Annotated in this window: 11 protein-coding genes; 7 read left to right on the top strand and 4 right to left on the bottom strand. The window is 68.4% G+C overall.

What is annotated here, in order from left to right:
- Positions 1-52 precede the first annotated feature (52 nt).
- Positions 53-2,905 carry a M4 family metallopeptidase gene (locus ASD66_RS25635; RefSeq protein WP_056891183.1) on the bottom strand — a complete coding sequence of 951 codons (2,853 nt, stop codon included), beginning with the start codon at positions 2,903-2,905 and terminating at the stop codon, positions 53-55.
- 168 nt (positions 2,906-3,073) lie between these two features.
- Between ASD66_RS25635 and ASD66_RS13240 the strand changes: the two genes are divergently transcribed.
- The 6 genes from ASD66_RS13240 (at position 3,074) to ASD66_RS13215 (ending at position 16,909) form a co-directional block, all read left to right on the top strand.
- Entirely contained in the window at positions 3,074-5,650 is a 2,577-nt protein-coding gene (locus ASD66_RS13240; RefSeq protein WP_082599481.1) for a DNA translocase FtsK, read from the top strand.
- 26 nt (positions 5,651-5,676) lie between these two features.
- Entirely contained in the window at positions 5,677-7,530 is a 1,854-nt protein-coding gene (locus ASD66_RS13235; RefSeq protein ID WP_056891181.1) for a helix-turn-helix domain-containing protein, read from the top strand.
- Positions 7,531-7,630: 100 nt separating this feature from the next.
- The gene (locus ASD66_RS13230; RefSeq protein ID WP_056891180.1) at positions 7,631-9,244 is read left to right on the top strand and encodes an AMP-binding protein; all 1,614 of its coding nucleotides are present in this window, start codon (positions 7,631-7,633) and stop codon (positions 9,242-9,244) included.
- A gap of 115 nt (positions 9,245-9,359) precedes the next feature.
- Positions 9,360-10,859, top strand: coding sequence for a 30S ribosomal protein S12 methylthiotransferase RimO (gene rimO / locus ASD66_RS13225; RefSeq protein WP_056891179.1), 1,500 nt, complete (start codon positions 9,360-9,362; stop codon positions 10,857-10,859).
- Positions 10,859-11,461 (top strand): CDP-diacylglycerol--glycerol-3-phosphate 3-phosphatidyltransferase, encoded by a 603-nt coding sequence (gene pgsA / locus ASD66_RS13220; protein ID WP_056678404.1) that lies wholly within the window; start codon positions 10,859-10,861, stop codon positions 11,459-11,461. The genes rimO and pgsA overlap by 1 nt, the downstream gene beginning before the upstream one ends.
- Positions 11,462-11,692: 231 nt before the next feature.
- Positions 11,693-16,909: an ExeM/NucH family extracellular endonuclease gene (locus ASD66_RS13215; RefSeq protein WP_156388660.1), complete on the top strand. Its 5,217-nt coding sequence runs from the start codon at positions 11,693-11,695 to the stop codon at positions 16,907-16,909.
- A gap of 102 nt (positions 16,910-17,011) precedes the next feature.
- Here the strand turns inward: ASD66_RS13215 and ASD66_RS13210 are convergent, their stop codons facing one another.
- The gene (locus ASD66_RS13210; RefSeq protein WP_056891177.1) at positions 17,012-18,337 is read right to left on the bottom strand and encodes an ISL3-like element ISPfr2 family transposase; all 1,326 of its coding nucleotides are present in this window, start codon (positions 18,335-18,337) and stop codon (positions 17,012-17,014) included.
- 993 nt (positions 18,338-19,330) lie between these two features.
- A complete protein-coding gene (locus ASD66_RS13205) occupies positions 19,331-19,642 on the bottom strand; it encodes a putative quinol monooxygenase (protein WP_006247389.1) in 312 nt (103 codons plus the stop codon).
- Positions 19,643-19,749: 107 nt separating this feature from the next.
- On the opposite strand from ASD66_RS13205, the gene ASD66_RS13200 reads away from it, so the two are divergent.
- Positions 19,750-20,691: a GlxA family transcriptional regulator gene (locus tag ASD66_RS13200; protein ID WP_007079305.1), complete on the top strand. Its 942-nt coding sequence runs from the start codon at positions 19,750-19,752 to the stop codon at positions 20,689-20,691.
- A gap of 378 nt (positions 20,692-21,069) precedes the next feature.
- On the opposite strand, the gene ASD66_RS25260 is transcribed toward ASD66_RS13200, so the two are convergent.
- The coding region (locus ASD66_RS25260; RefSeq protein WP_235530082.1) for a hypothetical protein at positions 21,070-21,265 on the bottom strand (196 nt) is incomplete at its 5' end.

The following is a 21,265-nucleotide window of genomic DNA, read 5'->3' as shown; positions in this document are numbered from 1 at the left end:
GGCCCCCGACGGAAGAGGTCCGGCGGGGGCCCGCTGTGCTGGAGAGGGTGTGTCAGTCGGTCCTCCCGGTGGCCGGCTTGATGCCCTTCTGGACCTGGCACAGGGTCACTCGGACGTCGTCGACGTACCAACCGTCGATCCCGCCACAACCGTCGCGGCCGATGTCGAAGCGGATCTGGAACGACCCACCCTTGATCTTCAGCGCCGCCAGGTTGATCTGGGACTGGCCCCAGGACCCGTTCACCACGCCACCGTCGGTGCCGGTGAACCCGTCTTCACCGGCCAGCGGGTTGGTGTTCCCGGCCTCGGCGGTCGCCAGCGTGCTCGGCGCGTTGAACACGTACGCCGACGCGGGGACGACCTTCCAGGCCTTCTTGCCGACCCGGTACTTCACGTTGCCGCCGTCGAAGCCGGTCTCCGTGGCCACGTAGTGGTCGAAGGACAGCTTCTGCCCCGCGAGCTTGCCCTTCGGCAGCGTGATCACCGGGCTGATGATCGAGTCGCGCGTCGAGAAGTCCTGCGCCGACCCGTCGCACTGGCCGCGGTCGTCGGCCACGCCGTACGCCGCGGTGCCGGTGTGGTCAGGTGCCTCGGTGGTGGCCTCCCACGGAGCTCCCGTGGCACCCGGGTAGACCACCTCGGAGTCGGTGTCCCATCCGGCCAGTCCGTCCTCGAAGTCCTCCGACCAGACCGTCACCGTCTCCGCGTCCGCGCCGCACAGCGACGGGGCGTTCGGGTCGAGCAGCGGCTGGAAGTTGCACTGGACCGGCTCCTCGCGGAGCTCGACCGCGGAGGCGACCTGGTCGAACGTGGCGCAGTCGGTCGCGGAGATCACCTGGTCGGACACCGCGGTGGTGTCCGGGTCCGTGCTGAGCTCGTTGATCGGCTGGCCGACCAGGTCGGTGCAGGCCTGGGCCAACGAGTCGGCGTGGTCGGTGAAGTCGGTGGCGGGTGTCTGGTACTCGGCCATGGCGCGGAAGTACACCGCGGCGGCCTTGGTGAGGCCGATTCCGGTCACGCTCACTCCGTTGTACTCGCCACCGTCGACGGTCAGTGCGTAGGCGTGGTTCGGCACACCCGAGTTGCTGTGCACCCCGCCGCCGTCGTCGGGCGCGCAGTAGTACTGCGCGTCAGAGACCTTGCCGGGGTCGCCGTAACAGGTGGGGGACCACATGTCACGGATCGCGCCGCCGAAGGCCGGGCTGTCCTCGCCCATGAGCCAGCGGAAGGAGTCCGAGCGCTCGTCCTGGGCGAGAGACATGGTCACGTTGACCGGCCCGTTGGCCAGGCCGCCCTTGATGATGTTGCCGTCGCTGAGCCGGATGCGCACCGACGGGATCGTGATGGTGTCGTCGACACCGGACATGCCCGACGGTGCTGCCTCCACGTTGTCGGCCACCAGGACACCGGTGGCACCGGCGACCTGGGCGTTCTTGACCTTGATGGTGAACGCGCAGCCGCCTCGGTCGACGAGCGCGATCTTGCCGGCGACGGCGGAGGCGTTGCTCAGCGGGGAGCAGGCGTCGGTCGTCGACGGGCCGGGAGCAGCAGTGTCGTCCAGACCGACCACGACGTCACCGGTGATGCCGGCCTCGGTCAGCTCGGGACCGAACGCCGCCGGCCCGGCCTCGCAGACCTTCGCGATCTCCGCAGGGGAGTTGATCGTCACGACGGTCGGCAGGGGAGAGTGGGTGGAGCACATGTTGTCGGGACGCTTGGTGTCGATGTCGCCCTCGTCCTCGTCCATGCGGTTGTTGATCAGGTCGACGGTCTCGCCCCAGATGTCGGAGTAGGACTCGTTGAGGGCGCCGGGCTGCCATTGGTAGATGAGGCCGTGGGTGTACTCGGTGTAGGCGTGGCCCCACTCGTGGGCGACCACGTCGTCGGAGGTCACCCCGTTGCAGTAGTTGGTGGTGGTGCCGTTCCAGTTGGCGTTCGGGCACGAGATGCGGGGGTCGTTGTTGACGATCTCCATCTTGTGCCCCGCCGCGTCGTAGGAGTCGCGGTTGAAGCCGTTCCGGAAGAACCAGTAGGCCTCACCGGTCGCGTCGACGATGTTCTTCTGGTCCTCGTTGAGGGAGCCCGGATAGGGGTCACCCTCCTGCCACACCTGCGAGGCGGGCGCGTAGCTCTGCTCGTAGACGTGGCGCTCGAGTCCGTCGTGCACCATCGAGTAGCGGTTGACGAGCTTGTCGGTGTTCGCGTCGACGAAGACCATGTCGCGGATGTTCGCACCGTTGGAGACCTCCACGACGTAGGCGAGGACGTTGCTGCCGTCGGCGCCGCGGGTCGAGCCGGTGCGGTAGACGACCAGGTCCGTGCTGACTGCCTTGACGCCCGCTGCGTCGGCCTTCTCTCCGCCATGGGCGGGCGGGTCGGCCTTGACCGCGGCCACGGCGCGTTGACCTGCCTTGCCGGCACTCAGCCGCGGAGTCACCGACAGGTCGAGGCCGGGGGCGGCGAAGCCGTTGACCGAGGTGAGGTCGCCCTGCTTGTCGAGGTGGGCGCGCACCATGGATCCGAAGACGTCGAGCCCCTTGTAGCGCTGGGCATAGGAGACCGTGGTGCCGTAGCGGTTGCGCACCACCTGCGTCTGCACCAGCTGGTCGCTGGTGGCGCCGAACGCGGGTGCGTACTTGTCGAGGTACGCACGCGACTTGTCGGTTGCCTTGACATCGGTGGAGGGCAGCAGGTCGCCCGTGCGGGCCACCCTGACGAAGCCGACCCTCCCGGTTGACGTCTCCTTGGTGAAGCTGACTCGCCCGTCGGCTTCATCCTTCATCTTCTGGACCATCGAGCGGTCGTCGACTGTCGGAGCGGGGGATGCGCTCGCGCTCAGCCCGGGTAGCGCGGCGAGGCCGGCTCCCGCGACGGCCAGGGCGAGGCCCTGCCTGAGGAACTTCACTGTGGTGCCCTCCAGTTCGAGGTCGGGGTCACGACTGGGGGTGTGTCGTGACCCACGTCACACTAAGAGGTTGGAGCCTGTCGGTCCAGAGATGGGCGGGAGTCGAATCGTGCGACACGCATCCTGTTATCCATGTGACTGGAGTGGCGATCGCCTAGAGTCCTGAGCATGGCGACCCGTACGTCTTCCCCGCCGGGTTCGCGGAGCAAGAGCACGTCTGCAAGGACTGGCTCGAGCACCCGGACCCGGAGTACCGGCAGCCAGGCCAAACGAAAGCCGACCCCGAAGCGCAAGCCCTCCACGGCGAAGCGCCCGGCACCTCGAGCAGTTCGCAACGGACCTGGCCCCATCTCGCGCGCCTTCGTGGCGATCGGCGGTGCCGTCGCGGCCGTGTGGCTGGGCATCGCCCACGCCCTCGGTGCGACCGCGCGCTCGATCGGCCGCAGTGCCCGCGACCTCGAACCGGAGCAGCGCCGTGACGGCGCCGGCCTGTTCCTCTTCGGGCTCGCCGTGGTCGTCGCGGCCGGGGTCTGGTGGCAGCTCCCGGGTGGCGTCATGGACGGCGTGCGTACGGCGGTCGCCGGATCGGTCGGCAAGCTCGCCTGGTTCGTGCCGCTGCTCCTGGTCTACGTCGGCTGGCGCAACATGCGCGACCCCGAGCAGAACGGACCCGTCGGTCGCCAGCTGATCGGCTGGGCCGCCCTGTCCTTCGGCGTGCTCGGCATCGTGCACATCGCCAACGGCAGCCCGCGTCCGGTCATGGGCGACACCGAGCGCCTCCAGCAGGCCGGCGGAGCCATCGGGTTCGTGATCTCCAGCCTCTTGCTGGACCTGCTGCGTTCACCGTTCGTCGTCGTACCCCTTCTTGTGCTGCTGGCGCTCTTCGGTGTGCTGGTCATCGCGGCGACGCCGGTCTACCAGATCCCCGCCAGGCTGGCCGAGGCGCGCGACCGCATGCTCGGTCGCAACCGCCCGGAGCCCGACTCCGACGGCGAGCCGGCCACGGAGCCGATCCGCAAGCGTCGCGGCAAGTCCGCCACCGACGAGATCGACGCCGAGATGGGCGACCCGGCTTATGACTCCCCGGTCCTGGAGGACCGCGAGGTCAAGAAGCGTCGGCGCAAGCTCGACGCCCTCGACGTGGCCCAGCAGGACGACGAGCCCACCCCGATCCCGTTCGACGAGCCGACAGAGGAGCCTGCCCCCAAGGGAGACCTCGAGCCCCCGCCGCACGCCCAGCTGCCGGCCCGGGTCGAGCAGCTGGCCCTCTCCGGCGACGTGACCTACTCGCTGCCCAGCAGCGACGACCTCAAGCCGGGCTCCGTGCACAAGGCGAAGTCGAAGGCCTCCGACGCGGTGGTCGACCGGCTCACCCAGGTGCTCGACGAGTTCGGAATCGACGCGCAGGTGACCGGCTACATGCGTGGCCCGACCGTGACGCGCTACGAGGTCGAGCTCGGGCCCGGCATCAAGGTCGAGAAGGTCACCGCGCTGTCGAAGAACATCGCCTACGCCGTGGCGTCGGCCGACGTCCGGATCCTCAGCCCGATTCCCGGCAAGTCCGCGATCGGTGTCGAGATCCCCAACGTGGACAAGGAGATCGTCTCCCTCGGCGACGTGCTCCGCTCCAACACGGCGCGCAGCGACCACCACCCGATGGTGGTCGGGCTCGGCAAGGACGTCGAGGGCGGCTTCGTCGTCGCCAACCTCGCGAAGATGCCGCACCTCCTGGTCGCCGGTGCCACCGGTTCCGGAAAGTCGTCGTTCATCAACTCGATGATCACCTCGCTGATGATGCGGGCCACGCCCGACGAGGTGCGCATGATCATGGTCGACCCGAAGCGGGTCGAGCTGAACGCCTACGAAGGCATTCCGCACCTGATCACGCCGATCATCACGAACCCCAAGAAGGCCGCCGAGGCGCTCCAGTGGGTCGTGCGCGAGATGGACATGCGCTACGACGACCTGGCCAACTTCGGCTTCCGCCACGTCGACGACTTCAACAAGGCGGTCCGTGCCGGCAAGGTCGAGGTGCCGCCGGGCAGCGAGCGCGTGCTGACGCCGTACCCCTACCTGTGCGTGATCGTCGACGAGCTCGCCGACCTGATGATGGTCGCCCCGCGTGACGTCGAGGACGCCATCGTCCGCATCACCCAGCTGGCCCGTGCGGCGGGCATCCACCTGATCCTCGCCACCCAGCGGCCCTCGGTCGACGTGGTCACCGGCCTGATCAAGGCGAACGTCCCGTCCCGCCTGGCGTTCGCGACCTCGTCGCTCTCGGACAGTCGGGTCATCCTCGACCAGCCGGGCGCCGAGAAGCTGGTCGGCCAGGGTGACGGGCTCTTCCTGCCGATGGGCGCCAGCAAGGCCGTGCGTGTGCAGGGCTCCTGGGTCACCGAGGCCGAGGTCGCCGCGGTCGTCTCACACGTGAAGCAGCAGCTGGAGCCGTCGTACCGCGAGGACGTCACGGCGCCGGCGCAGAGCAAGCGCGACCTGGACGACGACATCGGCGACGACCTCGATCTCGTCGTGCAGGCCGTGGAGCTGGTGGTCTCGACGCAGTTCGGGTCCACCTCGATGCTGCAACGCAAGCTGCGGGTCGGCTTCGCCAAGGCGGGTCGCCTGATGGACATCATGGAGAGTCGCGGCGTGGTCGGTCCCAGCGAGGGATCCAAGGCCCGCGACGTGCTGGTCAAGCCGGATGAGATCGACGGAGTCATCGCGACCCTGCAGGGGGAGATGTGAGCGCAGTAGAAAGGTTCGCCACCGACGTGGACGACACCACCGGCAGCGTCTTGGGGGCCGCCCCCGACGTGGTCGAGGTGCGGCGCAACGGCGGCCTGGCGGCACTGATCGGTGCGGTGGCCTCGGCCGTCGCGATCGCCTATCTCGGACGTGCCGTGCAGACCGGCGCGACCCTCGACTGGGTGATCTTCGCCGTGATGGCACTGGTCGGCGGCGTGTGGCTGCACGCCTTCGTCGACGCCCGCACGCCCTTGATGGTCGCCGACAGCCAAGGCGTCCGACTCCGGCTGGGCAAGGCCTGGCGCGGGCTGCCCTGGGGCGCCCTCGCCGCCATCGAGCACACACCGCGCCGTGGACTGCTGCGCGACGGCAAGCTCGTGCTGGTGCCGCACAACCCCGAGCGGGTGCGTGCCGAGCTCGACGGTCCCGGCCGCCGGCAGAGCCTGATCAGCGAGAAGCTGTATGGCGCACCTCTCGCCCTGCCCCTGGGGCTCACGACCCGGGTCCCCGGACTCACCGAAGACCTCACCACGGCGCTGCGCCAGCTCGCCGGGGGAGCGACCCGCGTGGTCGAGCCCGAGCCCGTCGTCGAGGACGTCGAGGACGAGCTCGACGGCTCCGACGAGTATCCGGTCGAGGCAGCAGACGAACAGACCGAAGACCACGCCGACCTCTCGTCGTACGACGAGACCCCCGAGGTCGCACTCGAGAACGAGGCCGACCAAGACGACGACACCGACCGGGAGCCGCTCGGTTCCCGCATGGCCACGGCATTCGGCGCCTTCAAGGCAGGACTGGCCGACCGGGTCGCGGGGCGTCGTGAGGCGCGTGTCGACGACGACGCACCGTTCGACGACGAGGAGCTGACCCAGCCCCTGGTTGCCAGCGCCACCCCGTCCCCGCTGCGTGACCCGGCCCCAGTGGCCCGCGTCGAGATCCGTAGCAACCCCGGGCTCAACGGGCTGAGGGTCGACGGCGCCACCGCGCGTGACACCGCTGACGACGAGACGACCGGCGAGCTGCCCGAGGGTCGCGAGCTCCGACGCCAGGGCAGTGTGCCGCTGGTCGAGGAGAACAGTGTCTGGGGTGACCGGGTGCGCCCGATCGCCACGATGAAGCACAACATCGAGCCACTGGTGATCGACGACTTCACAGTCGAGCCGGCCGTGGAGCCGGTCATCGGCCCCGAGATCACCGCGGCCCGCACCCGCATCGGCCTGACCGTCGACGCACTGGCCGAACGCACCCGCATCCGGCCACACGTCATCGAGTCCATCGAGGTCGACGACTTCGTGCCGTGTGGTGGCGACTTCTACGCGCGGGGCCACCTCCGCACCCTGTCCCGTGTCCTGGGGCTCGAGGTGGCGCCGCTGCTCACTGCCTACGACGAGCGCTACGCCAACGCCCCGATCAACCCGCGCAAGGTGTTCGAGGCGGACCTCGCGACCGGCTCGAGCGGTGGCATCCGGTCCACCAGGGGCGGGCCGAACTGGTCGATCCTGATCGCGGCGATCATGACGCTCGTGCTGGCCTGGTCGATCGCCCGGCTGATCATGGACACCCCGGTCGAGCTGCAGAGCCCGGCCCCGATCCTGAACGGCTCCGACGGCCCCAACCAGACCACTCCGACCGTCGAGAACGTGACGCTCAAGGTGACCGCCGACGGGTCGGCCCACCTGAAGGTGCGCAACGGCAAGGGCAAGGTCATCTTCGACGACGACGTGGTCTACGGCGACGTGCACCGCATCGACGTGCTCGCGCCGGTGCGGGTCGAGGCCTCCGACGGCGGAGCGATCGACGTCGAGATCGACGGCAAGGAACGCGGTGCCCTGGGTCCGGACGGCAAGGCCACCAACAAGACCTATCGCGTCCAGAACTGATCAACTTCTGGACATATTGCCTCGACGGCGCGGCAGTTGCTGTTGCGCCGTCGAGGGTCTGGGGCAGGATGAAGCCGTGAGTCAGGAAACTTCATCTCCCGTGCCCAGCCACACCGTCGGGTCGACCTCGGTGCCACTCCTCGAGCAGACGATCGGCGACAACTTCGACGCCACCGCGTCGACGTACGCCGAACGCGATGCCCTGGTCGACGTGGCCAGCGGCCGTCGGTGGACCTACGCCGAGTTCTCCTCGGCCGTCCTCGAGCTCGCACGTGGTCTCCTCGCCGCCGGTGTGCAGACCGGTGACCGGGTCGGCATCTGGGCTCCGAACTGTCCCGAGTGGACGATGGTGCAATACGCCACCGCGAAGATCGGTGCCGTGCTGGTCAACGTGAACCCGGCCTACCGCACCCACGAGGTGGCCTACGTGATCAACCAGGCCGGCATCTCCACGATGGTGGTGGCCGAGTCGTTCAAGACCAGCGACTACCCGGCGATGGTCGACGAGGTTCGTGGTGACTGCGCCAGCCTCGAGCGGGTCGTGGTGATCGGCCAGTCCTCGTGGGACGACCTGGTCGCCGGAGCCACCGAAGTCGAGCCGGACCGGGTTGCGGAGGTGCAGGCGACCCTGTCGCCCACCGATCCGATCAACATCCAGTACACCTCGGGCACGACGGGCTTCCCCAAGGGTGCGACGCTCAGCCACCGCAACATCCTCAACAACGGGTACTTCGTCGGCCGCGGCTGTGCCTACACGGAGCAGGACCGCATCTGCATTCCCGTGCCCTTCTACCACTGCTTCGGCATGGTGATGGGCAACCTCGCGGCCACCACGCACGGCGCCTGCATGGTGATCCCGGCTCCTGGATTCGACCCGGAGCTCACCCTGCACGCCGTCGACTCCGAGCGCTGTACGTCGTTGTACGGCGTACCGACGATGTTCATCGCGATGTGGTCGCTGCCGGACTTCTCGACGTACGACATCTCGTCGTTGCGCACGGGCATCATGGCCGGTTCGCCGTGCCCCGCCGAGATGATGCGCAAGGTGCTCGACGCCGGCGTGCGCGACATGACGATCTGCTACGGCATGACCGAGACGTCGCCGGTCTCGACGCAGACCACGCCGGACGACCCGTTCGACGTCAAGGTCGGCACCGTGGGCAGTGTGGGCGCGCACCTCGAGGTCAAGGTGATCGACCCGGTCACCGGCGAGACGCTGCCCCGTGGCGAGACAGGTGAGTTCGCCACCAAGGGCTACTCGGTGATGCTCGGCTACTGGAACGACCAGGTGAAGACCGACGAGGTCTTGATCGACGGCTGGATGCACACCGGCGACCTGGCGGTCATGGACGAGGACGGCAACCTCGCCATCACCGGCCGGATCAAGGACATGGTGATCCGTGGCGGGGAGAACATCTACCCGCGTGAGATCGAGGAGTTCCTCTACACCCACCCCGACATCCTCGACGCCCAGGTGATCGGCGTACCCGACGAGAAGTACGGCGAGGAGCTGATGGCCTGGCTGCGGATGCGGGAAGGTGCCGAGCCGCTCGATGCCGAGTCCCTGCGGGCGTTCTGCAAGGGGAAGCTGGCGCACTACAAGGTGCCGCGCTACGTGAGTGTGGTCGACGAGTTCCCGATGACCGTGACCGGCAAGGTGCGCAAGGTCGAGATGCGCGAGCATGCGATCCAGCAGCTCGGCCTCGGTTCCTAGCGAGAAGCAGTCCCTGCCGGGCCGTCGTCGTATGCCGCGTGACCGTCCTCACCGTGGTGGAGGGGGGCCGGAAAGGTGCCCGGACCGCTCCGGACCGGCATACTCGGAGCCAACCATGACGACTTCACAGACCCGCCCAGGCGACGGACTCCTGTCCGTGGCGATGGTGACCCTCGGTTGTGCCCGCAACGAGGTCGACTCCGAAGAGTTGGCCGGACGACTTGAAGCCGACGGCTTCCGCCTCGTCGACGACCCCGAGGACGCCGACACCGTCGTGGTCAACACCTGCGGCTTCGTCGAGGCGGCGAAGAAGGACTCCGTCGACACCCTCCTCCAGGCCGCGGACCTCAAGGCGTCGGCCGGCAAGGGTGGCCGCACCCAGGCCGTCGTCGCCGTCGGCTGCCTCGCCGAACGCTACGGCAAGGACCTCGCCGAGAGCCTGCCCGAGGCCGACGCGGTCCTGGGCTTCGACGACTACCCAGACATCGCGGCCCGACTCCGTTCGATCGTGGCGGGGGAGTCGCACGCGGCACACACACCGTCCGACCGTCGCCTGTTGCTGCCGATCAGTCCGGTGGAGCGCGATGCCTCTGCCGTCAGCGTCCCCGGGCACGGTGCGGCCCCGACGATCGACGCGCCCGACCTGATCGCCGACCAGGCACCCGCCTCCGGTCCCCGTGCCGTACGCCGACGCCTCGACGGTGGACCGATGGCACCACTGAAGCTGGCCAGCGGCTGCGACCGTCGGTGCTCGTTCTGCGCGATCCCCAGCTTCCGTGGCTCGTTCGTCAGCCGCCGCCCCAGCGACGTGCTGCAGGAGGCCCAGTGGCTGGGCGGCCAGGGCGTCAAGGAGCTCTTCCTGGTCAGCGAGAACTCCACGTCCTACGGCAAGGACCTCGGCGACCTCCGCCTGCTCGAGACACTGCTGCCCGAGCTCGCTGCGGTCGACGGTGTCGAGCGGGTGCGGGTCTCCTACCTGCAGCCGGCCGAGACGCGACCCGGACTGATCCAGACGATCGCCGGCACCCCGGGCGTCGTGCCCTACTTCGACCTCTCCTTCCAGCACGCGTCCGCCAGCGTCCTGCGGCGCATGCGTCGTTTCGGTGATCCCGAGAGCTTCCTCGGCCTGCTCGAGCAGATCCGCGAGATCGCCCCCGAGGCCGGCGTCCGGTCCAACGTCATCGTCGGCTTTCCCGGCGAGACCGAGGACGACCTCCAGACCCTGTGCGACTTCCTCGAGGCCGCGCGCATGGACGTGACCGGCGTCTTCGGCTACTCCGACGAGGACGGCACCGAGGCCGAGTCCTTCGACGGCAAGCTCGACCCCGACGAGGTCCGTGAGCGCACCGAGCACGTGACCGCGCTGGTCGAGGAGCTGAACGGCCAACGGGCCGAGGAGCGCATCGGCAGCTCCGTCGACGTACTCGTGGAGGCCCTGGTCGACGGCGGCGCCGAAGGCCGGGCAGCGCACCAGGGACCCGAGGTCGACGGCACGACCCTGATCGAGCAGGCGCCCGCGGGTGTGGCGGTGGGTGACATCATCACAGCGACGGTCATCCGCACAGACGGCGTGGACCTGATTGCGACGACGAGCGGCACTAAGGATGGGGCCTGATGACCGACGCCACCGCCAGCAACTGGAACGTGCCCAACGCGTTGACCACCCTGCGGATCCTCATGGTTCCGTTCTTCGGCTGGGCACTGCTCCACGACGGCGGCGACTCGATCACGTGGCGTCTGGTCGCCTTCGCGCTGTTCGTGGCCGCCATGATCACCGACAAGGTCGACGGTGACATCGCGCGGGCCCGCAACCTGGTCACGGACTTCGGGAAGATCGCCGACCCGATCGCCGACAAGGCGATCACCGGCATGGCCTTCATCGGGCTCTCGGTCGTCGGCGACATCTGGTGGATCGTGACCATCGTGGTGCTGGTCCGGGAGTGGAGCGTCACGCTGCTCCGGCTCTCGATCATGAAGAACGTGGTCATCGCCGCCGCCCAGAGCGGCAAGATCAAGACCGTGCTGCAGGCCCTCGCGCTCTCCGGGCTCTGCCTGCCCCTGCGCCAGGTCGACGGTGCGCTCGACGTGCCCGGCGACGTGCTGTTCTACATCAGCCAGGTGCTGCTGGCGGGTGCGGTCGCGATGACGCTCTGGTCGGGCTACGAGTTCTTCCGTGACGCCTGGCGCCAACGGCACCAGATGCGCACCTCTGCCTGAGCTCGCAGGGCCCTGTCAAGGGCAGACCTTGCCGCAATTGTCGTGCTTCTCCCGGTGATGAACCCAGGCCGGTCCCGGAAGATTGATCGTGCATCAGGGTGTTACCGAAAGTTTGCCGGTAACGCTGGTCACGTTGCGGATGATGGGGCAACATGACCAATCCCGGTCATATGCCAGTTCGGGCTGGCACTTCCCCTGACCGTTCTGTCCGAGACGTTCCTGGGAGTCCCATTGTCTGGCCTGACCCGGCGGCCGCGCATATCTGCGCTGGCTGCCATTTCCGCGTTCGCACTGGTGGGTACGACGCTTGCCATTGCCCCGTCCGCATCCGCCGCCCCCGACGGCAGCGGCCTCGTCATCAGCGAGGCGTACGGCGGAGGCGGCAACTCCGGCGCCGCCTACAACGTCGACTTCATCGAGATCCACAACCCGACCGCCGAACCGATCGTGCTGACCGGCAAGAGCCTTCAGTACCGTTCCGCCACCAGCACGACGGCTTCGGGCAATGTCTTCCCCTTCCCCGCGGGAGCGAACGTCCCCGCGGGCGGGTACTACGTGGTTCAAGGAGGCGGTGGCGCCAACGGCGTCGCCCTGCCCAACACTCCCGATGCCACGTCGACGCTGAACCTCTCCGGCACCGGCGGGCAGGTCTTCCTCGCTGACGGAACCACGGGCATCGATCCCGGTACCGGCAACGTCACGAACCCGGCGGTCGTCGACTTCCTCGGCTGGGGGAGCACGACCACGAGCTTCGAGACCGCGAAGGCGCCGGCCACGGCAAACGGCACGTCCGCCACCCGCGGCGCTGAGAACGCCGACACCAACGACAACTCGGCTGACTTCATCGCTTCGGTCCCGACGCCGGGCACGGTCTACGTCGAGCCCGAGCCGCCGGCCGAGGTCGACGCCAGCATCGCCGAGGTCCAGGGCACGACGGCCACCTCGCCGCACGTCGGCGACATCGCCACCACGCGGGGCGTCGTCACCGCGACGTACCCCGCGGGCGGCCTGAACGGCTTCTACATCCAGACCGCCGGCACCGGAGGCGCCACCGACGCCACCCCGGGCGCCTCCGACGCGGTCTTCGTCTACGGGCCCAACGTCGACGAGTCCACGCTCGCCGTGGGCGACCTGGTCGAGGTCAAGGGCCTGGTCTCCGAGTTCAGCGGCACGACCGAGATCACCCCGGCGGCTGCGGCCGACGTGACGGTGCTGCCCGACGCACACGACCCGGTCACCCCGCTCGCCGCGGCGTACCCGACCACGGAGGCCGACCGCGAGGCACACGAGGGCGAGCTGCTCGCTCCCACCGACACGTTCACGGTCTCCAACACCTACTCCTCCAACCAGTACGGCGAGCTCGGCCTGGCCACCGGCACCAAGCCGCTGATCCAGTGGACCGACGTCGCCCGCCCGGGCACCCCGGAGGCTGACGCCGTCAAGGCCGACAACCTCGCCCGCGGTGTCGTGCTCGACGACGGAGCGAGCCTGAACTTCTTCAGCGCGGAGAACCAGGGGACCGCCCTGCCGTGGATCTCGAAGGCGAACCCGGTACGGGTCGGCGCGACCGCGACCCTGACCGGCCCGGTGATCCTCGAGTACCGCAACAACGTGTGGAAGTTCCAGCCGACCGCACAGGTCACCGACAACGGTGCCTCCACGGCGACCTTCACCAACACGCGTACGCCGGCCCCCGAGGCCGTCGACGGCGACCTGCACATCGCCACCTTCAACGTGCTGAACTACTTCAACACGCTCGGTGTCGACTGGGCTCCCGGCTGCACCTACTACAACGACCGCGCCGGTGACCCCGTCACCGACAACACCTGCGCCAACAACGGTCCGCGTGGTGCCGCCGAGGCCGAGGACCTCGAGCGCCAGCAGACGAAGATCGTCGCCGCCATCAACGCCCTCGGCGCCGACGTCGTGTCACTGGAGGAGATCGAGAACTCGGTCGCCCTCGGCGAGGCCGACCGTGACGACGCCCTCTCCACCCTGGTCGACGCGCTGAACGCCGCCGCCGGTTCCGACGTCTGGGCCTTCGCCCCGTCGCCCGCGGCGGCCGACCTGCCGCCGACCGCCGAGCAGGACGTGATCCGCACGGCGTTCATCTACAAGCCCGCGAGCGTCGACCTGGTCGGTGCCTCCGAGGTGCTGGTCGGCAACGCCGACTTCGCCAACGCTCGTGAGCCCATGGGCCAGGCCTTCAAGCCCGCCGGCGCTGCAGACTCCGCCGCGTTCGCGGTGATCGTCAACCACTTCAAGTCCAAGGGCAGCCCCGGCACTGGCGACAACGCCGACTCCGGTGACGGCCAGGGCGGCTGGAACGGCGACCGCACCCGTCAGGCCGCGTCGCTGTTGACGTTCGCCGACGAGTTCGCGGCCGCCCGCGGCACGGAGAAGGTCTTCCTCACCGGAGACTTCAACTCCTACACCGAAGAAGACCCGATGCACGTGCTGTACGACGGCGGGTTCACCAACGTCGAGTCGAACACCCCCGGTGAGTCGACGTACAGCTTCAGCGGGCTCTCCGGCTCGTTGGACCACGTGCTCGCCAACGACGCCGCTCTCGCGACCGTCCAGGGCGCCGACGTCTGGAACATCAACTCCGGCGAGTCGGTGGCCTTCGAGTACAGCCGTCACAACTACAACGTGACGGACTTCTACGAGCCCAACGTCTACCGCAGCTCCGACCACGACCCCGAGATCGTCGGCATCTCCGCCGACGACACCCCGGTCGCGGGCGAGGTCACGCTCAACCTGCTGGGGGTCAACGACTTCCACGGCCGCATCAACGCCAACACGGTGAAGTGGGCCGGCACGGTCGAGCAGCTGACCGAGCAGGGCGGTGCCGACAGCACGCTGATGGTGGGTGCCGGTGACCTCATCGGTGCCTCCGAGTTCGCGTCGGCGGTGGACGGCGACCAGCCGACCATCGACGTGATGAACGCGCTCGGCCTCGACGCCTCGGCAGTCGGCAACCACGAGTTCGACAAGGGCTGGCCCGACCTGCGCGACCGGGTTATTGGTCCGGACAACGCCCGCAACGCCAACTGGGACTACCTCGGCGCCAACGTCTACGCCAAGGGCACGACCGACCCGGTGCTCCCGGAGTACGCCACCTTCGAGGTCGACGGTGTCACCGTCGCCGTGGTCGGTGCCGTGACCGAGGAGACCTCTTCGCTGGTCAGCCCCGCCGGCATCGTCGACATCGACTTCGGCGACCCCGTCGAGGCGGTCAACCGGGTCGCCGGTGAGCTCAGCGACGGCGACGACGCCAACGGGGAGGCCGACGTGATCATCGCCAGCTTCCACGCGGGCGCCACGCAGGGTGTCGGTTCCAGCTACGAGGACGAGATCGCCAAGGGCGGCGAGTTCGCCGAGATGGCCAACCTCGACGCGTCCGTCGACGTGATCTTCAACGGCCACACGCACCAGACCTACGCCTGGGACGCTCCGGTCCCCGGCCAGGCCGGTGTCACCCGCCCGATCATCCAGACCGGGCAGTACGCCGACAACGTGGGCCAGGTCTCGCTCACGGTGGACTCCGTGACCGGCGACGTCGTCTCCTACCAGTCGCGCAACGTGGCCCGCACGACCGTGCCGGACGCCGATCTGGTCGCGGCGTACCCGCGAGTGGCCCAGGTCAAGACGATCGTCGACGCCGCCATCGCGCACGCCGCCGAGATCGGCAACCAGCCGGTCGGTGAGGTGACCGCCGACATCACCCGGGCCAAGACCCCGGCGGGGGCCGAGGACCGTGCCGCTGAGTCGACGCTCGGTGGCCTGGTCGGCAACGCCCTGCGCGACGGCCTGCCCTCGGACTTCGAGGCCGACCTCGGCATCGTCAACCCGGGTGGCCTGCGTGCCGACATGACGTACGCCGGCAACACGGCGGGCAACCCGGCCAACACCGATGGCGTGGTCACCTACGCCGAGGCCAACGCCGTGCTGCCGTTCGTCAACAACGTGTCGCTGGTCGACGTGACCGGTGCACAGCTGAAGGAGATCCTCGAGCAGCAGTGGCAGCCCGACGGCGCCTCGCGTCCGTTCCTGGCGCTGGGCCTCTCGGACAACGTCCGGGTCACGCAGGACGCCACCAAGCCGCGAGGCTCGCGCATCACGTCGGTGATCATCGACGGTGTGGCACTCGACCCCACGGCGACGTACACCGTGTCGACGTTCTCGTTCCTGGCGGCAGGTGGAGACAACTTCTTCGCCTTCACCGACGGTCAGGCCAGCGACACCGGCCTGGTCGACCGCGACCTGTGGATCAGCTACCTCCAGGGCCACAAGCCGGTCGCCCCGGACTTCGCGCGTCAGCAGGTCGTCGAGAGCGGCCTCCCCGCCAGCGTCTCGGCCGGTGACGAGGTCTCGTTCACGCTGTCGAACCTCGACCTGACGTCGGGTGGCAGCCCGGACAACACCGAGCTGCGCGTGTTCCTGCGCAACGACACCGACTCGGTGCCGATGGGCACGTTCCCGGTGACCGATGGTTCGGCCACGGTGGCGTTCACCGCTCCGGCCGACCTCCAGGGCACGTGGACGGTCGGCGCGGTTGCCGACCCGACGCTGACCCAGGTCGGTCTGCCGTTGGCTCCCACGCCGACCAGCATCACGGCAGAGGCCGACGACGTCGCCTACGGCAGCACGGGTGAGGTGGTCGCCGAACTGACCTCCGCCAACCCCACGACCGGCGAGGTCGAGGTGCTGTTCGACGACGAGGTCATCGGAACCGGCACGTTGACCGACGGCTCGGCCACGGTGCAGTTCGACACCCTGGGTCTCGACATGGGCAACAACACGCTCACCGTCCGCTTCGCGGGTGACGAGCAGAACCTGGCCTCCGAGACCACGATCCAGGTGAAGGTCACCAAGGCCGTTCCGTTGGTGACCAGCAAGCTGAGCACCACCAAGCCGGTGGTCAAGTCGGGTCGCATCATCATCGACACTACGGTCACGGCGCTCGGCTTCACGCCGACCGGCTACGTGGGTGTGTACGTCGACGGTGAGCTCACCACGGCGGCCGAACTGGTCAACGGCAAGGCGCGCCTGGCGGTCAACCCGTTCAACACGGTCGGCAAGCACACGATCCACGTGCTCTACATCGGCGACGACCACACCAAGTCGGCGTACACCCTGCACGAGGTCACCGTCGTGAAGGCCACGCCCAGGATGACCGTCACCGTCGGGCCTCGCGTGATCCACGCGAAGAGGACGGCGGCCAACGTCACCGTGACGCTGAAGGCGGCCGGGCAGGTCGTGGCCGGCAAGGTGACGGTCAAGGTCGGCGGCAGGACGTACGCCAGGTCGCTCTCCGGCGGCCGGGCCACGATCACGCTGGCGAAGTTCCCGACCACGGGTGCGAAGAAGGCGGTCGTGAAGTACGCCGGCAACGCACTCAACAACCCGGTGAGCAAGACGGTCACGATCCGGGTCGTGAAGTAGTCACGCAGATGGTCACGCTGTAGCACCACCCAGCCGGCGTCCGGGGGATCTCCTCTCCCGGGCGCCGGCTGTCTTCTGCGCGAACCGTGTGTTTTTGATGGCTCATCCCAATCGGGGGTGTAGAAGTTGGGGTCTGAAGCCGCCGGTCTCGAGCAGGCTTCGGGCGATGTAGTTGGTCAGGTTGCGGAACCCGAGTGCGGAGCCGCGCAGGTGTTCGAGCCGTCCGTTGAGCGCCTCGGTCGGCCCGTTGCTGGTGCCGGGTCGTTCGAAGTAGGCGAGCACGTCAGCGGCTCGCTTCTTCAGGGTCCGGCCCAGGGCTGTGAGCTCGGTGAGCACCTTGGGGACGCCGGCGCTGAGGTCGGTGATCAGCTTCTCCATGAGCTCGCGGCCACGTTGCCGGTCCTCGTGGCGATAGGCGGCGATCATGCGCTGGTAGACACCCCAGGTCGCCTCGACCTCGACGTGAGCGTCATCAACGAACAGCGCGCGTAGCCTGTCGCTCTGCTTGTCGGTGAGCAGGTCCGCGCCGGTGTGCAGCGTGCGCCGCGACTTGTAGAGCGGGTCGTCCCTGAACCCACGGTGCCCGTGGATCGCGAGTTGGACCCGGCGCCGGCACCTGTCGAGGGCGTCACCGGCCAAGCGCACGACGTGGAAGGGATCCATCACCGTGACCGCGTCCGGGATCTCCTCTGCAGCGGCGGTCTTGAACCCGGTGAAGCCGTCCATCGCGACCACCTCGACCGCGTCACGGAAGGCGTCGTCGCGGTCGGCGAGCCAGGTCTTGAACGCCGCCTTCGACCGGCCCTCGACCATGTCCAGCAGCCTTGCTGGGCCGGCGCCATCGCGGACCGGGGTGAGGTCGATGATCACGGTGACGTACTTGTCGCCACGCCTGGTGTGGCGCCAGACGTGCTCATCGACGCCAATGACCTTCACGCCCTCGAACCGCGTGGGGTCGTTGATCAGCAGCCGCTTGCCTTCGGCCAGGACCGCGTTGTTGGCGGTGTCCCACGCGACCCCGAGTCCCTCGGCGACACGGGCGACGGTGAGGTGTGCGACCACGATCCCTTCCAGCGCCCACCGCAGCCCGGTGCGCGAGAGCTTCGCGCGTGGCTCCGCCGCGGCGCTGGTGTCTTGGCGCCACACGTGTCCGCAGTCGGCACAGCGGTAGCGGCGCACTACAACTTCCAGCACGGTCGGTCGCCAGCCCAGCGGCTCGTGGGCCAACCGCCGGATCACGGTGTCACGAGCAGCGCCTTCGCTGCCGCACCGTCGGCACCACTGATCTGGTTCCACCACGCGGCACGCGAGGACCGCACGATCCGGTTCAAGTCGTTGCCCGGTCACGCTCAGACCGAGGCCGTCGAGTCGAGCGAAGGCGGTCAGGTCAGGGCGGCCGAAGCCGGCCTGCGGGGTAGCGTCGAACACGTCGAGGTCTTTCGGATGGATGGCGTAGGAACCTCCGTCGTCGGGAGACCTCGACGTCTATCTGCGGACCGACGCGCCCGGCCGACCTACACCGTCATCTGGGAAGACCCCTGAAACGTCTTCGACGACGACGGGACCGGCTAGGAGGAGGGCGCGGTGAGCTAAAAGAATGGAGCTTGCTCGGCTTCGACGCCGCCGCAAGCTCCGGTGAAACGGTCGGTACTGGTCGGTCGTCGTCGGTCACCACCGGATGGCGGCGCCCCCCCACTCTCGGCGTTTGCGCAGGTCAGCGGCTCGTTCGCCCAGTGGGCGCATCAAGCGATAGACGCAAAGCCGACGTGATTAGGTCGTCGGTTCGATTCCGACAGGCGGCTCTGGCGAACAGCCCCTGACCTGCGGAAACGCAGGGCAGGGGCGGTTCGGTTCTGGTGGTCGCGCGACGCGCTGGCCTCACGGCTCTGCCCGACACCGACGTCGCTCTCCTCTGCGACGGACCCCTCGCCGGCTGAGCGCTCGCGGCCGGCATCCTGTCCGTGTGCCGATAGGCCTCGCTCCGCTCGGCAACGCGGCGTGGCGTTGTGTCGCGACCTGGACGTGCGAGGTGTCAACGGTGCGTCGGCGCAGCGATCGTTGTGTGCGCAGCGAGATGTTCCATGCCGCACGGGCGACGCGCACGAACGCAACGCCCCGGAACGCCAACGACCCGTCATCGCTGCGACGCGCAACGCGTCTCCCGTCACGGCAACGGATCGCAACCAAGACCCGCCCACGGCGCCTAGCGGGACGGAGGGCAAGTTGACACAGTTGCGCTGCCATGGAACCGCGCTGGCTCTCTCGATGACCACCGGTGAACCAGTGCCGCTCCAGGCTTGCGCCTGGTGTTGCCTGGCCCCCCTCGTGATCGGCCCGTCGGGGATCGTCAACGTGGTGCGGGTGTCGAGGCGGTCGGGTCCGACGGCTCGGCGGGGCGCGATCGTCTCGTGCGTTGGCGGACTACGGGAGCTTGGACGCGAGGACGTCGGCCGCCAGGATCTCGGGTGCTGCGCCGAGGAGGTGCTGGTTGGCCATCAGGGCTGCGACGATGGCGCCGTTGGCGTGGGCGTCGCGAGCGGCCTCGTCGGGGAATGCATCGAAGATCCAAAAGGTGTCGGCGTGGGTTCTAGCCGCGAACCAGACAATCGTTCCCACTTCTTCGTTGGCGAGTGCGACAGCGCCGGCGAGCAGATCGGCGAGCGCGTCGTGCTGTCCATCGGCCGCGACGATCTTGGCGACGAAGGCATACGGAAGTGATGCGGGTGTGGACATGAGGGGTTCTCCTTGAAGTCGGGGTTCTTCGTGGGGCGAGTTCAGCGTATGACGAGCGAGGGCCGATGGGGAGTGGCGTATACGACAGTATTGCTATTGTTCGCGCCATGCGTATCGGACTGATCGCGATCGACGGCTGCTTCGGTTCGGCTGTCGCGTCGGTCATCGACATCGTGCGGGTGGCCGACGGAGCCCGCGGCGATATCGACCCGCGGATCGACCCGATCGAACTCGCCATCCTCGGACCGAAACGGCGAGTGACCACGACGGCATCGATGACCCTGTCGGTTGACCACCCGCTGTCGGAGTCCGGAGAGTTCGACGTGGTCGTCGTCCCTGCGCTTGGAACCCTCACGGCCGCCGCTACCAACGACGCCCTCCAGAGCCGAGATGCTCGTTCGGTCATCGCCTCGCTCGGGCGCCTCGACGACGCGACCACCCGAATCGCCGCGGCGTGCACCGGCGTGTTCGCCGTCGCCGAGACCGGACGGATGCATCATCGGCGGGCGACGACCAGCTGGTTCCTGGGGCCGGAGTTCCTGAAGCGCTATCCGACCGTCGCCCTCGATCTCGACACCATGGTCGTCGTGGACGGGAACCTCGTCACCGCCGGCGCCGCGTTCGCCCACATCGACCTCGCGCTCTCACTCGTGCGATCGATCAGCCCCGACCTGGCCCAACATGTCGCCAAGCTCCTCATCATCGACGAGCGTCCGTCGCAGGCGGCCTTCGTCGCCTACGAACATCTCCGGCACGAGGACCCGATCGTCGTCGAGTTCGAACGCTTCGTGCGCGCCCGCCTGGACGAACCGTTCAACGTCGCCTTCGTCGCGCAGTCGCTCGGCACCAGCCGGCGCACCCTCGAACGACGAGTCCGTGCGGCGCTCAACCTCACTCCGCTCGGCTTCGTCCAACGGCTTCGCATCGAACGAGCTCGGCACCTCTCAGCAACCACGGACCTCACCTCCGCCGAGATCGCGCTACGGGTCGGCTACGCGAACGCCGAGACTCTGCGCTCCCTCCTGCGCAGGGAGCGACGCCGTTCCTGACCTATCGCCATGCCTGTAGCCGGTGTCCTAGCGCCCGGTTGGAACCACCTCTCAGCACGTCGCGTCGACGCTCCTGCGTCGCCCCTGGACGACCCACTCGACACGCCCGCAGCACAGGCCATGTGACGTGCCCCGGCTTCCCGGCCGGTCGGGGTTGGGTGGCTGTGATGTCGCTGCGTTCTCGTCGAGGGGGTCAGCAGACCCGATCAGGGTCGATTGGGATGAGACGCGAAGGCGGTCAGGTCAGGGCGGCCGAAGCCGGCCTGCGGGGTAGCGTCGGTCACGTCGAGGTCTTTCGGATGGATGGCGTAGGAACCTCCATCGTCGGGAGACCTCGACGTCTATCTGCGGACCGACGCGCCCGGCCGACCTACACCCTCATCTGGGAAGAGCCTTTTTGATGCGCGAACCGTGCATTCTTGATGCGCGAACCGCGTGTTCTTGATGCGCGAACACCGGATCCTTGGTGGCTCGGTGGTTGAGGAAGTCGCTCAGCGTCCGTCTCGAAACCACCCCACCCGGCACCCTTCGCTGGTTGAGGAAGTCGCTCTGCGACTGTCTCGACACCACCCAC

This window comes from Nocardioides sp. Root151 (assembly GCF_001427925.1).
Lineage (GTDB): Bacteria > Actinomycetota > Actinomycetes > Propionibacteriales > Nocardioidaceae > Nocardioides.
The sequence above is the reverse complement of the archived record's forward strand: the minus strand, read 5'-3'. Positions and strand labels throughout refer to the sequence as shown.